The organism is Scytonema sp. PRP1 (genome assembly GCF_036697665.2).
Lineage (GTDB): Bacteria > Cyanobacteriota > Cyanobacteriia > Cyanobacteriales > Nostocaceae > Kalymmatonema > Kalymmatonema gypsitolerans.
In genome coordinates this window covers 1-14,557 of sequence record NZ_JBAHYJ020000084.1, presented here as the reverse complement: position 1 = coordinate 14,557, position 14,557 = coordinate 1, and the positions used below count along the sequence as shown (strand labels likewise).

The following is a 14,557-nucleotide window of genomic DNA, read 5'->3' as shown; positions in this document are numbered from 1 at the left end:
TTGGATTCTATAAATAAATTACTTTGTAGCAAATTGTTTACCTAACCGCATAAAAGGTTTTTCAATCCCATAATGTAAAAAATGTGAGAATATCGTTGTGAGCGGAATAACTAACAGCATAAGTGCTACTAAATAGAATCCTTGCCCATGCTCTGGAGCAATCTGCGTCACACAAAATAAAGTACTATATATAACAATCATGTGACAAAGATAAATAGAATAGGAAATATTACCAAAGTACAGCATAATTCGATTATTAAGTATCTTTGAAAGCATCTTTTCCAAAAGCAGCTTTTTGTTAACTCTAAGTGCTAGAACGCTTAGGAAAACTAATACCCATAGAGTCGTGGAAAGCTGACGTGTAAATCCAGCTGTGAGCCCAACGCTGATAGGTGTTACAAAAACCCAATATTTTGCTGGTATAGTTAAGATAGTTTGATAGTTTTTCCAGATATAGAATGAAAAAATTCCAATTACAAAGAAGGGAATTTGTGTTAGCAAAAAAGCTTTTTCAGCATTTCTAAAAAAATAAAAAACTAGACACAAAATTCCAAATGTAGATATAGTTATTATTAGGTTTTTCCGCTTGATTATCTGAAATAGAAGTGGAGCAACTAAGTAAAACTGCCACTCTAGAGAAATGCTCCACGCTTGCCCTATGAATGCATAGCTACTACTCGGTAAAATCGAATGTGGTATGACGCCATGGAGCATAGTTAGGTGAGCTATTAGGTGATGCAAAAAGTAGTCCAAGCTATGATTTAAAATATCTATGCGAACTGCATTGCGAGCGCTTTCCCAGGAAAGAGTATTCAGTGCTTCTAAGGAGATACCAACCGAGAGAATGGAAATTATTAAACAGACAAAGTAAGCAGGGTAAAGGCGAAAGAATCTGCGAATTATAAATTGCTTATAATTCTCACGTCCACTATCTAATAGATAAAAGATGAAAAAGCCACTCATGATAATAAAAACTTCGACTGCATAAGTGCCTTCTACAAGAAATCCAAACCGCCCTAATGTTTCCTCAGTAATGCCAACAATGGGTAAAATGTGACTAATAACAACCCACCAAGCAAGAGGACCACGTAATGCTTCTAGTTCATTGATACGCTGGGTTGATACGCGGTTATCGCTACTAATTGCCGCAATAGAATCAGAACTTATCGACAATAATTTATCTGCCATAGTTTAGAGATGGAAGTAAGTGGAAAACAAGTTAGATAGAGTTGCGAATGAGAATGCGGTGATGGTCGAGGACTGGCTTACCATGATGAGCCTTCTGAAGAAGTAGCAAGGGCTTTGAGCTTCCCCACTGCTCATCTGTTAAACTGAACATCCCCGATCATCTCTCGTTTGCTTCAACGCTTTTGTCCTGACTCTGTTTCTTCAGGAAATTAGATGCAGGCACCCTAGGACTGCTCTTGTAAAATCCGGCGTCTTTGGGTAGCGCCTGTGCTCTTTAAAGCAACAGCTTCAATTTGACTGTAGAGGGATTGGGGCAGAAGCAAAACGAGATAAGCTGCAGCCAAGCTCAAAAGCGTACGGCGCGGCTCCTCAACGAGAATACGCCAATTGGTCGCTAAAGCTTGATTAACTAGTTTCACAGCCATTGCTCCATCTTGCAGACGTACTGCCCTACGAGACAAATATCGTAGTTGGTAAGCTCTAGCTAGAGTTTCCCATTGAGTAATTATTTCTGGAGCATAGGAACGCGTCTTTTCAATCACCTTTTCCCAAGAATCTAACTGTTGGAAGATATTTGCAGAAAGACCACCTGAATTCACCCTGTATAAGGTTAAGGCTTCAGCAATACCTTCTATCTGCCACTCGGTTTGAATCGCTATGCGAATCCAACATTCAATGTCTTCAGATTGGCGGAAGCGTTCGTCAAAATAAAAATCCTCTACAGTACCGTGAAGATGATCTTGAAATTTTATGCCTGCAAACACTTCATTGCGAATCACTGCTGCCGAACCATTGCTAATAGGATTGCGGCAAAGTACTTGAGGCAATGTGATATCTTTTAGCTTAGGCATTTGATAGAGCCCTAAAGGTCGCCCCTCATCATCAATAAAAGTAGAGCGGCTGAAGCTAACCCCTACCTTTGGTGAACTGTCTAGATGGGTAACGTGTTTTTCTAATTTCTCTGGTAACCAAAGGTCATCTGCATCTAGAAAAGCTAAATATTCTCCTTGAGCATGGCGAATACCAGTATTCCTTGCTCCAGCTAGACCTCGATTTTCTTGGTGAAGAATTTTAATTCTAGAGTCTGTGAATTGCTTACAAATATCTATACTCTTATCAGGAGAAGCATCATCAATAATAAGAATCTCAAAATTTTTATAGGTTTGCTCAAGGACAGATTTTACTGTAGCAGCTATATATTTCTCGGCTTTGTAAACCGGAATAATAACAGAAACTTTTTTCATAGTAACAATTGCTAGTAATTTGAGTCATTAACAAATAAAGGTTTCATGACGCTCTCTAGGTTGAACCTTCCTGATGCTCCAAAAGTTGGTCTTGAAGAATGCGGTGTTTTTGGCTAGCTCCTGTTCTCTTTAAAGCAACTGCCTCAATAGAACTGTAAAGAGATTGGGGTAGCAACCAAAGGAAATAAGCAGCAGCCAAGGTCAAAAGCATAGGGCGTGGCTCCTTAAGGAGAATATGCCAGTTGGTTGCTAAAGCTCGATTGATCAGTTTCACAGCCATTGAACCATCTTGCAGACGAACTGCATTCCGAGCTAAATACTGCAAATGGTAGGCTCTAGCTAGTGTTTCCCATTGAGTAACTATTTCTGGAGCGTAGGAGCGTGTCTTTTCAATTACCTTTTCCCAGGCATCTGACTGTTGAGGTATGTTGGCAGAAAGGCCACCTGAACTGACTCGGTACAAGGTTAGAGCTTCAGGAATCCCCTCTATTTGCCAATTAGTTTGGATGGAAATGCGAATCCAACATTCCAAATCTTCTGCTCGGCGGAAGTGTTCGTCAAAATAAAAATCCTCTACAGTACCGTGAAGGTTATCTTGGAATTTAATAGCTTCAAAAACTTCTCTCCGAATCAGCGCCGCCGAGCCATTGCCAACCGGATTGCGACCAAGTAAATAGGGTGTGGTGATTTCTTTAAGCTTAGGCATCTGATAAGTACCTAAGGATTTTCCAGCTTCATCGATAAAACTAGAGCGGCTAAAGCTAACACCGACGGCTGGAGAATTTTCCAAGTGAGTCATATGTTTTTCTAACTTCTGGGGCGACCAAAGGTCATCTCCATCTAAAAAAGCTAAATATTCTCCTTGGGCATGGCGAATACCAGTATTCCTTGCTCCAGCTAATCCTCGGTTTGCCTGGTGAATGATTTTAATTCTGGCATCTGTCAATTGCTGACAAATCTCTATACTCCTGTCAGGAGAGGCATCATCGATAATGAGAAGCTCGAAATGTTTATAGGTTTGATCGAGAACAGATTGCACAGTAGCCGCTATGTAATTCTCGACTCCGTAAACCGGAATAATGACAGAAACTTTTTTCATTTTTAAGACTGACTTTGTTTCAGTCCCGATCTCAGGTTGTACTGTTAGTACAGTAATCTCCAATATAGCAATGGAAATACTACCTGCTGGCTACGATCGCATATGAAGCTGATAGCATCCAACAGAGTGCGAGAATTATCCACCTGGCTATCCGCCTAGTCGTAGGGTCAACCTCAACTTCCAATACTGTGCGGATAGGACAAATTCATAACCGACTAATCTGGCTCACGTACAACGATACAATAGATTTAGCCGCAATAATGAGGCGATCGCCCGGCAGTGCGCAATAGCGCGAACGCGAGTGCTTGCCCTTTGGGCATTGGCACGGACTGCCCGCCAAGGCACGATTGCTTTTGCTTACAAATGTAAAATTTTTTCGTCTGGTCCTCGTTACTCAGGACTAGTTCCCGTATTCTAAAATACACTGTTTCTGACGTCTGGATAGTCTGCTTGAAATTCCTAGCAACTCATCTCCAGACAATCTAACTTTGCTAAAGATTGTCATGGGTCGTCTGGAAGTGTAGGAAAAAGTGATTGAAAATCGATCTGCTCCTACAGGTGGCTTGGCACGATGAAAAACATTGCGTGTATCACTGAAGATTACTGTGCCAGAACGTCCTATGCAAGGTTTCCAATCTGATGTAGGGATAAGGGTTTTTATGATGTCATCTGAGACGAAACCAGAACTGTATTGAAGAGTTTGACGTAATAATGAAGTTGAATTTTTTGAAATGTATTCAAATGGTCCACCATTTAAACTCACATCATTCAAGTAGACTATGATTCTGACCATGCGATGGTCTTCCACATCTGTGTGCCATTGCCTGACATCTATAAGTTTCCCATTAGCAATCTCCCTGCGGAAATGTGCGCCATGATAGAGTACTGGAAGACCGATATAATTTTCAATAATATTAAGTAATCGTTCTTGAAGTCCCCATAGAAAAATTTCTGGGTACTTCATTAATTTCAATAAAGGCAGACTAATTACATGATTCTTATCGCTAGAAAATGCGAGTAGTTCTGGTAATAGCTTTTCTGCACTAGCAATCATTAGAGATGTAGAGGAAATTTGCAGTGCTTGTAAAGAGGTAACATAAGTTCCTTCTTGACGCAAATACTCAACCACATTGGAGTCTTCTAAAGAAATCTTTGGTAGATATTTAACATATTTTTCAAGTTTTTTTTGATGAACAAGCTGTGAGATCAGTTGAAATACTGAAATATTTAAAATAATTCTCTTGATTTTATTAGGTAAACGTCTAATTTTTTCCAAAATTCTCATCTATGCTTCCCTTTTCCAATACTTGATACCAGTTTGATAGTTTATCCCAATTCCATTTGACTTTGCACAGAAAATTGTGTCACTCATACCCTATATTAGACAAAAATTGCAGACCTAAATCATTGTGTGCTGTTACATAAAGAATTGGTATTATGAGAAGCAAAAGACAATTTGCTTGATTTATACTAAAGGCTCCGATTCTTAGCTTATATGTGGTATAAAGTTGCACTTACTATAATTAAATACTAAAAAGAACAAGCTGACTCGCGCATAATTGACGCAAATCAGCCTGCTCTTCTTCCACATCCCGCGAAAATAAAAGTTAGCCTCAACTCCCATGCACCTTCTGGCTTAAGAGGAAGTCACGCAGCTGGTTGCCAATTGCCTCAGGCGAAAAGCAATTCTCTGCCCGACTCCGAGCTAGTTTACCCAACTTACACGCCCAAGCCTCATTATCTAGAACACGACCAAGGGCCAACGCCAGCGCTGTCGCATCACCGCGGGGCACGACTACCCCACCTGAAGCCTCCCCTTCCTCAAGAATGTCGGGCACACCAGGAGCATCAGCTGCCACCACAGGCAAACCGCAAGCCATTGCCTCAACTGGCGCTACTGGAAAGCCCTCCTGTCGGGACGGGAGAGTATAAACGTCAGCAGCAGAGAGGTATTTTTGAATTCGGGTGCGATCACGGACAAATTCGTTTACCCACATCACGCCCTGTAGTTGCATAGTTTCAAGGCGCTGACGCAGTTTGTTCGCATCGCTACCCGTTCCCACCAGCAGCAACCGCAGGTCTTTTTCCGGTCGCCCACCGCATATTTCTTTCCAAGCGTCAAGCAGCACGTCCAGCCCCTTGCGCTCTATCTCGACACGCCCGTGCCAGACGACCACCTTAGCATCTATTGGGATGCCGAGCGCAGCCCGTGCTTCGTCGCGATTGATAGCACGCCATGTTGCCACATTTAATGGGTTAAAAATACGGGCTACCTTGGCAGACGACACCCCATAACAAGTACTTACCCGCTGAATCTCGGTTTGCGTAGCGATGATTAAGCCTGTGCATGCGCGCATCGCCAGCTGGCGCAGGGGATATTCGAGGAAGCTTTGCTGTTTGTCGCCTCCTTGGAAAGTAGCAAACACTGGCAAACGCATCAACTGCCCCAAAAGCACGCAAGTGTCGAAGCGGGCGTACTCATATTCCTGGCACAAAATGGCATTGCAACCCTCGCGCCGTAGTTCTTGGGCAAGCAACAAAACAGGTGTAGATAGGTAAGAGCCTAAGTTCTTGACTACGTTTTTGAGTGTTACTAATAACGAAAGGCGGGTACTGTTCGTGGCGTAGACATCGCTGAATTTCTCATTTTCGCTCACCCCGGAAACGTTGAGTGCTTGGCGTCGAACACCATGGTAGGCGCGGTAGATCCTGGGAGCAGGCAGCACGCAGATTGTAGCGCCAGTGGGCGTATGTGTGAAGCGCGACGGCACAGCAACATTTGCCGAAAAACAGAATAACACCGTTCGCACACCGACCACCCGCAAAGTATCGATGTAACCAAACATCCAGCTCCCCATAAACTCGTTACAGAAAACCTCGAATGAAACGCCGATACTCTCTAAAAAATCTTCAATCAAATCGCCAAAAGGCAGTAAGGCGATCGTTGGTTCTGACTGGGTGTTCACTAGTAGCGACTCTTGGACATTCGCGTCAGGACGCTTGATGTTTTGATTTAATCGAGAATTGGAATATGTCAATAAGTCGGGCGAAGTATTTGCCAAATTTGAAAAGTTTTCCATATTTTTCATAATATTTGTATTTGAGTGGGTGGTTTAGCGACCACAAAATAGCCTAATTTTTACTTTCAATAATAAAATAGGGAAATATGTATCCTAGTATTAAAAATTAAGGAGTTAGTAGAGATTGAAGACCAAGTGCTTGCATCAATTCTGTGTCAAGCATATTCAAACCATACCAATGCCCCCAACCAATTCCATAGGTTTCAAAAACTTGTGTAACATCTTTTAAAGAGTGAAGCATAGATTTTCTAGGAGCTACCCATGGTATCGCTCCAAACTCATTACATATTACAGAAACGTCGTTAGTTTTTGCCCATTCGGCAATTGGCGATAAGACTTTTAGCAACTTAGCTTTATTCCATTCTTCCTTACCATAATTCTCTACTGCTGATTTAGCCTCAGAATCTCCAATTTCCCAAAGCAAAGGTTCGACTGCTTGAGGATTTGAAGGGTAAGGAATACTTTTCATGAATTGCCAAGCGCGCCATCCCCATCCCCAGGTAGCACCTTGATGTGTAAAGACAAATGGAACGTAACAGTGGAAGTTATACACTATTGTCTTTAGTCGGCTGGCTGTGAGTATAGACTTAGACTCATTCGTCGCCTTTACAATACTACAGTTGCTAACTGCAACTCCACTACAAATGGAAAGAAGTCCCAAGCGTAGAAATTTAGAACGCGATAAAGTGTGCATAGCATCAGTAGAAAACATTTTCATCATTGGGTTAGAGGTTGATGATTCGCACGATTTTTTTTGATGAACTCAAAGAAATTGTTAGTAATTCCAGGTGAGAGTACTCGTAGCAGTAGAAACTTGAGTACTAACTTTTGAAATCTTTTGTTTATTAAAGTCTGTGGCTGTAGCCGGATTGCCATCCACAAGTGCTGCCCAGCTTCTTTAACTCCACTCATATCGGTGCTGTGCTTCAGATATAGATCTGCACAGAACTTGTGAAAACTAGTAAAAGTCTGATTTTTAAGATATTGAAGTTCCGGTGGAGCCGCTCGATACGCCTTTTCAAGCACGATAAGACATGCTTGCTTCATCACCTCAACTTTAGAAGACATTACTCCTGAAGAGCGACGATAGAGAATTTGGTGCTTAGGAACAACAACAAAATGCCAACGAGTAGCTAGCCGCAGCCAATAGTCCCAATCCTCACATGATTTAAGTGTAGGATCGAACTCTCCTATTGACTCAATCGCTTGCTTACGTATTAAAGTATTAGACCCGTTATAAATGAAATCAGCAACTAACAAGTTGGCATAAACATTGCCTTCAAAAAATACGGGTTCACATGCGTTGAAAGATAAAGAGCCTTCTTTATCTTCCATGAAATAAGTCCAGCTATAAGCAACTCCTGCCTCTGGATGCTGTTGCAAGGCTGCAAGTTGGAGTTCCAACTTATCTGGTGTCCATAAGTCATCAGCATCGAGAAATGCAATAAATTCTCCAGTGGCATGAGAAATACCACGATTGCGAGCGACTGGTAAACCACCATTACTGTAGGAGAAGATTTTGAGGCGAGGGTCTGCAACTGAATTAAGCAATTCTAAAGTGCGGTCTGTTGAGCCGTCATTAATAACAATTAGCTCAAAATCTGAGAAGGTTTGTTGCTGAACTGATGCAATCGTTTCTAAAAGAGTTCGTTCAGCATTGTAAGCAGGAATAATAATTGATATCGTCGGTGACATAAAGATGAGACTTTCCTTAGATGAATCGCTACGTTTGCCAATTAATACTGAATGGTTTGACTTTTGTTATTGCCTAAGAGTAGCTTAACTATGGCAGATATTGTTTTCTTTTTAAGGGATCTGGCTTTATTCACAGCCATTTGTTTCATTCTCAGCACAAGAGGGGGGTTTAATAAGGATTTGTCGAGTGCTTCCTCGCACCATACTTTCGCACTTGAGGAATTCAACGGATCTAAGGCTGAGATAAATTCATCGCGTATTTGTTCGACGACGTTAATAGCGCGATCGCGACATTCTCTTGCTTTTTCTCGTGCTTGCTCTGTTAGACAGTAGTCAAAAGCTTTCTGCAACACCTCATCTGATACGTTATCAACAGTAAATACCGTCTGCCAACCAATCGTTTCCGCCTGGCGTAGAACTTTAGCTCCCCCAGCAATGCCATCTATAGCAACCACCGGAACTCCATTCTTGAGGGCTAACACAGTACCATGTAAACGTGTAGTCACGACAAGATCCATGCGGGCGATCAGCGATTCGACCTCAGCGGCGGTTCGGAGATTTGTAGTATTAGGATCGAGACAAGTATCGATAGGCACTGCTACCATTTCTCGCGAGGCAACGAGTCGGTTAATAGCGTCATTTGCAAATTCATGTCTGCCTCGGTCTTTGTACTCACCTTGTGGATGAACCAGGATAACACCCACAACAGGCACCTTGGGTTGACGTGACAGAAAAGTAATATCTGGTCGCGAACAAGCAGAACTATCTCTTTCTAAAAGTACATCGAAGGGATTCCAAACATTAATCGACTCAAGCATTGTTAAGTCAAGACCGATAAGACGACAGCAGCTGAAGCGTTGTAAAAATTCATGAGTTAGCTGACCAAAACCAAAAGGACCACAGACAAACACAAGATGTGAATAATTCTTCGGATCTACAGATCGCCAATCAACCCCACCAACAAACGGAGGAGCAAGAGCGACATCATAGGTATGACCAGCACGTTCGAGCCAGTCACAGGCAAGATCCCGCGCCATCAGGTCGCCAGCGGTAACATACATCTTCTTAAAACTGAACCAACCTACTACGAGAGTTTTCACGAAAATAGCTCCTTACAAAAGTGTTACTAGATAAAAATTGGTACTGAAGCAGTTGGGTTAGGCTTAGAAAAGTGGTTTGTCATTCAAAACAGACAGGAGAAAAGAATTCTTAGCTGTCAATGACTAGTCATCACCAATCATCACAAATTCAAACTTATCAAAGTTTTTTGCCAAAACAAATTCAAGGATTCGAGTAAAATTCTAAGTTTCATTGTCAGCATGAATGATTACGCTCCCGTCTTATTTATAATTTTTCTGCCAGTGAGAAATGTGAAGCTTTGCCGAATATATATCTCATACCCCAAACACTAAACATAGGCTGTGCCAATCCCTGACAAATGAGTACTGTTGCGGCTACCCAAAATATTCCCCATTTCACAGCTACTAATAAGGAAATCGTGAAGAAAACTGTATAAATCAAATTCCAATAGAGATTAATATGGGTTTTACCCACAGCGTTGAGTAGTTGGTAAGTGGGATTATAAAGAGTAAGCGGTAGAGCTGAGAGGCAGATAACTACCAAGACTGGAATTGCTGTTACCCATTTTTGCCCGAAAACAATTGGTACATAGAAAGGAGCTAAGCTTGCCTGTAAAATAATCAACGGAACTACAAATATGGTAGTCGACTTGAGGCTACTAAAATATCGTTCTTTAAGCTGCTTGAAGTTTCCCCTAACCGCACAAAGATGAGGAAATAAAGCCGAAGTAAATGCATTTATGACATTTAAACTAATCCCTAATCCAGCATTAAAGGCAAAGTAGTATATTCCTAAAGCTTGAATTCCTAAAAAACGCCCAACTAGTAAATAATCTATATTACTTCTCAACTTAATGAGTAATTCAACGCCCAGTATATCTTTACCATAATTAGTAATTTCTTGCCATCGTTCAAGCCTGAAAGAATTCGGAGGTCGCCAGGAATGATTCATATAATTGATCACGATCCATACAGGAGTCGTTAGGACAATTGGTAAGACGACAGCCCACATTCCCATTCCCAATATGGCTAGACCTATTGTTAAAATATTTGTGAGTAACGATTGGGTGACATTACATAATGCCGTAATATTTAGTCGGTTTTCTCGTTGAATCAGTGCAGATTGAACCATGAAAATCGGTAGCATTAAGTAGACTAGTGCAACAATGCAGATAGGCAAAATAACTTGATTATTTCCATAAAACAAAGCAATCGGAAAGGCAGCAATACACTGAATAATAAAAAGTGAGCCGCATAAAACCCAATTAAGCCAATACGATGTATTACATATAACTTTCACATCTTGTTCATTAGCCTGAATAATCTTAGATCCAATCCCAGACCTGAGGGTAAAAACACTTGCAAATTCATTCGTAGTTAAAACGACTGCTACTAGTCCGTAATCGTAGGGGCTAAAAATGCGAGCTAAAGTAAACGTTGTCGCCAAGCGGAAGATACGATTAGCTAACTCCGCCCCCCCAGCCAACCAACATTGCGAATAAATTTGCTGGATAATTGCTGCTTCAGCTTCTTAATTAGCATTACTATTATGTGTCTCAGAAATAATTAATTTTTTTTGGGTAAATCGAGATCTAAATAGACGTTGCTTCAGTGTTCCTCTCAAGAGAGATAGGAGTCTGCACTTTTGCTTTAAATCCCATGCCCATTATTACTAAACCAGGCCAATAGAGGTAAGCTAAACCTTCTATTCTTTCACCAAGAGTAAAGAAAAATAAAACTAAGAGTACACTTAACCCTAGCTTGGCAGTAGTGTTCTTCTGAGCTTTGTAAAGTAAATCTATAAAGCTCCATAACAAGGGAACTGCTAATGCAATTAAACCTACCAGTCCTTTTTCAAACAGTAAACCAAACCAGGTGTGGTGAGTGCCAACAGGCATAAATGCTGTAATTCTTGTTCCTCTCGGCTCAATAATTCCGTGACCCCATATGGGCGCTTCATTCCAACGATGTAGGGCTATCCGACCCAGTATCTCTCTAATTCGCGAAGAGCCTGCTCGAGCCTTGGAGAACTGCTCCTTAAACGTTTCAAGAAAATTGATCAGTAGGGGTGCAAAGATAGCCGCAAAAAAACTTACTACCCCTGTGGTAATTGGTACAAGGGGTTGAGTAAAGTTTACCAAAACCCAAGTTAGTAATGGAATGGTGGCAAAAGATAGTATACTCAACCGTGAAAATGAGGAGACAATCATAGCGACGGAACCAATCATGCCAATCAACCGCCACTTTTTATCGGACTCTTGACATGCAAGCAAAAAATAGATATTCGCTACCAATCCCAAAGCAGGAGGCCAAGGCGCAAACAATTGTAGGCGAGTTTGATTAGTGTCTTCCTCAAATCCATAGAGAACTACATTGTAATACTCAACACCATTACCTCCTAGTAACCGCAGTGGAGAAGTGTATAAATTATTTGGTAAATGTAACGTATATGCTAGATAGAAAATTGGAATTAAGATTAAACTTTGTAGGCAGATGATACAAACAGCTCGGTAAAGTAATTGTGGTCGGATATTAAGGCAACCAATAAGAGGAAACAACGCCATCAGAGGCCATGCTCTTGCCCAATTGATTGTTGAAGTAATTATCTTTGGTATTCCTAAATCAAAATTTATATGAGCAATAATTAAAGCAACTTCCATGACTAACATGAAAATCACCCATATCCATACTGAAAAAGGAATGGCTACTTTTTCTTTAGTTGGTGTATTTTCAGTTTGGCTCCAAACTTTTTTGCCCAAGTATAATGTTAGCAACCATGCAAGTGCGGGTGTTAATATGTACTGTGCTCCTATAAAGTAAAAACCGTAGGTTCCTATGAGCGAGTACCAAACTACTTTTTCTTCTAAATTTTGAGGTTTCATCCAAGTTGGAATGACAAGTGTTAAGTCTTACTATATAAATTTGCGTTTGTTTCCAGAGCTATTTGAATATTTAACACGCTTGGCTTTAGTTCTGATTACAACTGTGTAATCTCCAAGCACGTATATACAAGTCATTTAGGTATCTTTAGATGTCAAATGTTTGCGTTTGCAGCTACGCAGCCAGAGTAACACTAAACCCGTAGTTGAAAAAAGCGAGCCAACAGCCGCACCGAAATAAACATATGATTTTTTTGGCGAAGTAGGACTATCGGGTAAGCTGGGTTCTGCGACAACTTGAATAAGTGGATAAGAGCCAGAGGCATTCGACTTGCCAATATCCAGTCTGGTTAAAGTAGAGGAAAAGACTGCTTCAGCAACTTGCATATCCCGTTTGAGAGCATCCAAATTAGACCCCTGGTGTACAAGGTTTTTTAGTCTATTTTCAAGCTGGGCAATTTGTTGGTCTATTGCTTGAGCTTGGGCTGTGAGTCCCTTTTGGTCTGCTTGAACAGTAACTATTTGTTCAAAAAGAGCGTCTCGACCGCTATCAGAGCCAGCGCTACTAAGATTTAATTGCTTTAGGGTTCCTAGGCTGACTGGTCGCCCTAGAAGAGCTTGACCCCGGGCTAGCAAAGCTTGTTGAGCAGCGTCTCGCTTGGCTTTTTCTGCAACCACTGTCGGATGGATAGGCAAAAATTTGGATTCTAAAACAACCACAGCAGCGCTAGCTTCACTATAGTCTTTTAGGTTCTGCTGAAATATCTGATCTGATTGAAGGACAAAAGCATCTGTAGCTTGCCCAGCAGATAGTTTTAAACTAGCAGATAATTGTCTTAACCGAGTACTAGCTTGCTGCTGTTGAGCTAATATTTCGGCTCGTTGTCTACGTAGCTGTTCAATGTTGGTTGTAAGATCCTTAATTTGATCGTCAGAGTTCAAACCTGAACGCGCTTTGTAATCGGAAAGACTCTTTTGAGCGCTTTGCAATTTTTTCTGTGAAGAATTGAGGGCTGTTTGAAAACCTGCGTCTCGTCGAATACCTTCTTGAGTTCTAAGCTCATTGAGCCTTGCTTCAAGGGCTTTGTAAAAAGCTAAGGATTTATTCTGAGCTTCTTGGGGACTCGCACCTTTGAATTGAACAGTCATGATAGTGGTGTTATCTAATACCTTGACCTGCGGGCTGCCAAACTCTCCTAAGGACATATTAAGCTGAGCTGCTGCTCCCTTCAATACAGATTCGCTTTGAGCAATGAATTTATAATTTTCTCTTGGGTCTTGAGAAGAATTAGAACCGTAGGGAGATGAATCTTGATAGGAGGCTTGACCAATGCCTGGTAAAGTAACATTGGCGTTTGATGCCGCTTCTGGCAAATTAAGAGCTGAAGAACTGGTATAAGTTGGTGGTGTCACCTTCAGATAAAAAAAAGCGGAACCCCAAAAGGCTAGATTGGTTGCTAGACCTAGAAGTAAGTAACGCTGCCAACGTCCTTGGTTCACTGCTGATTTGCTCGGTCTGCTAGGGTAACCAGTAGAGATTTCTATATAATTGGTCATTAACAATCCCCTAAATTGGAAACTGGTAGAACTACAGAGCCTAGGCGGCGTTTTGCGATTGCAAAAGAACACACTGCCCTTTGGGCGATTGCCCGAATCTACTTGCAGGCTTATATTATTTTGGTGACCTAAGACTTTATCTGCAAGTCTTAGTACAGTTTCCTCCGCAAATACCGATAGAAAACACTATCTAATGGCTACGATGCGCCTGAGGCAGATAGTATCCTATGGGGAAGATACAATTATCCACTAAGCTATCCGCCTGGACATTGTGGATTGTGTTGCAAAAACTTGTTGAGGACATGAATACTAGTGTATTTCATTACAGGAGCACACGGAGAATGTGTGGAACGTAATTTTTCCTTTTCTCCCCTGCTCCTCTTGCATCCCTGCACTACTGCATACTTTGCTTACTGTAAATGCACAATAGGCAACACTTCGATAAGAACAGCCGAGAAAATCGCTGATTTCGTGATAAGTTTTTCCATCATTCATTAGCAGGAGAAGCCGCTACTTTGTCTATGCACTTTTTTCTGGGGCGTTTATTATTTAAACCAATTTAACCAAGCTTCCCAATTTTCCACGATTTGGGCAAACTTTGCATAGCCTCCTGCTCGGGGATGCGCACCGTCATTGGCTCTTGCCTCATCTATCCAAATATTTGACTTTTCCAATTTCGGAAAAATATCTAAATAAGGTACATTTAATTCATGACACACATGAGCAAACTGTTTAG

The 14,557-nt window shown here is 41.3% G+C and carries 10 protein-coding genes and 2 pseudogenes; all 12 read right to left on the bottom strand.

What is annotated here, in order from left to right:
- Positions 1–18 precede the first annotated feature (18 nt).
- Positions 19–1,188 carry an acyltransferase family protein gene (locus V5G28_RS19395; RefSeq protein WP_332987819.1) on the bottom strand — a complete coding sequence of 390 codons (1,170 nt, stop codon included), beginning with the start codon at positions 1,186–1,188 and terminating at the stop codon, positions 19–21.
- A gap of 224 nt (positions 1,189–1,412) precedes the next feature.
- Positions 1,413–2,432 carry a glycosyltransferase family 2 protein gene (locus V5G28_RS19390; RefSeq protein ID WP_332987817.1) on the bottom strand — a complete coding sequence of 340 codons (1,020 nt, stop codon included), beginning with the start codon at positions 2,430–2,432 and terminating at the stop codon, positions 1,413–1,415.
- A gap of 55 nt (positions 2,433–2,487) precedes the next feature.
- On the bottom strand, positions 2,488–3,531 hold the full coding sequence (locus tag V5G28_RS19385; protein ID WP_332987816.1) for a glycosyltransferase family 2 protein: 1,044 nt from the start codon (positions 3,529–3,531) through the stop codon (positions 2,488–2,490).
- 400 nt (positions 3,532–3,931) lie between these two features.
- Complete coding sequence (locus V5G28_RS19380; protein ID WP_332987815.1) at positions 3,932–4,816, bottom strand: hypothetical protein; 885 nt, start codon at positions 4,814–4,816, stop codon at positions 3,932–3,934.
- Between the two features lie 328 nt (positions 4,817–5,144).
- A complete protein-coding gene (locus tag V5G28_RS19375) occupies positions 5,145–6,611 on the bottom strand; it encodes a glycosyltransferase family 4 protein (RefSeq protein ID WP_332987813.1) in 1,467 nt (488 codons plus the stop codon).
- A gap of 106 nt (positions 6,612–6,717) precedes the next feature.
- Positions 6,718–7,080, bottom strand: a complete 363-nt coding sequence (locus tag V5G28_RS19370) for a hypothetical protein (RefSeq protein WP_332987812.1) — start codon at positions 7,078–7,080, stop codon at positions 6,718–6,720.
- Positions 7,081–7,328: 248 nt separating this feature from the next.
- A complete protein-coding gene (locus V5G28_RS19365) occupies positions 7,329–8,306 on the bottom strand; it encodes a glycosyltransferase family 2 protein (protein ID WP_332987811.1) in 978 nt (325 codons plus the stop codon).
- 41 nt (positions 8,307–8,347) lie between these two features.
- Positions 8,348–9,406 (bottom strand): polysaccharide pyruvyl transferase family protein, encoded by a 1,059-nt coding sequence (locus V5G28_RS19360; protein WP_332987810.1) that lies wholly within the window; start codon positions 9,404–9,406, stop codon positions 8,348–8,350.
- A gap of 244 nt (positions 9,407–9,650) precedes the next feature.
- Positions 9,651–10,927: pseudogene (locus tag V5G28_RS19355) on the bottom strand (lipopolysaccharide biosynthesis protein).
- Between the two features lie 50 nt (positions 10,928–10,977).
- Positions 10,978–12,267 (bottom strand): O-antigen ligase family protein, encoded by a 1,290-nt coding sequence (locus V5G28_RS19350; RefSeq protein WP_332987808.1) that lies wholly within the window; start codon positions 12,265–12,267, stop codon positions 10,978–10,980.
- Between the two features lie 135 nt (positions 12,268–12,402).
- The gene (locus tag V5G28_RS19345; RefSeq protein WP_332987807.1) at positions 12,403–13,821 is read right to left on the bottom strand and encodes a GumC family protein; all 1,419 of its coding nucleotides are present in this window, start codon (positions 13,819–13,821) and stop codon (positions 12,403–12,405) included.
- 545 nt (positions 13,822–14,366) lie between these two features.
- Positions 14,367–14,557: pseudogene (locus V5G28_RS19340) on the bottom strand (GDSL-type esterase/lipase family protein); the annotation flags it as partial.

Excerpts from the sequence above, each read along its gene's own strand:
- V5G28_RS19395 (WP_332987819.1), bottom strand. The coding sequence starts at position 1,188 with ATGGCAGATAAATTATTGTCGATAAGTTCTGATTCTATTGCGGCAATT.
- V5G28_RS19390 (WP_332987817.1), bottom strand. The coding sequence starts at position 2,432 with ATGAAAAAAGTTTCTGTTATTATTCCGGTTTACAAAGCCGAGAAATAT.
- V5G28_RS19385 (WP_332987816.1), bottom strand. The coding sequence starts at position 3,531 with ATGAAAAAAGTTTCTGTCATTATTCCGGTTTACGGAGTCGAGAATTAC.
- V5G28_RS19380 (WP_332987815.1), bottom strand. The coding sequence starts at position 4,816 with ATGAGAATTTTGGAAAAAATTAGACGTTTACCTAATAAAATCAAGAGA.
- V5G28_RS19375 (WP_332987813.1), bottom strand. The coding sequence starts at position 6,611 with ATGGAAAACTTTTCAAATTTGGCAAATACTTCGCCCGACTTATTGACA.
- V5G28_RS19370 (WP_332987812.1), bottom strand. The coding sequence starts at position 7,080 with ATGAAAAGTATTCCTTACCCTTCAAATCCTCAAGCAGTCGAACCTTTG.
- V5G28_RS19365 (WP_332987811.1), bottom strand. The coding sequence starts at position 8,306 with ATGTCACCGACGATATCAATTATTATTCCTGCTTACAATGCTGAACGA.
- V5G28_RS19350 (WP_332987808.1), bottom strand. The coding sequence starts at position 12,267 with ATGAAACCTCAAAATTTAGAAGAAAAAGTAGTTTGGTACTCGCTCATA.
- V5G28_RS19345 (WP_332987807.1), bottom strand. The coding sequence starts at position 13,821 with ATGACCAATTATATAGAAATCTCTACTGGTTACCCTAGCAGACCGAGC.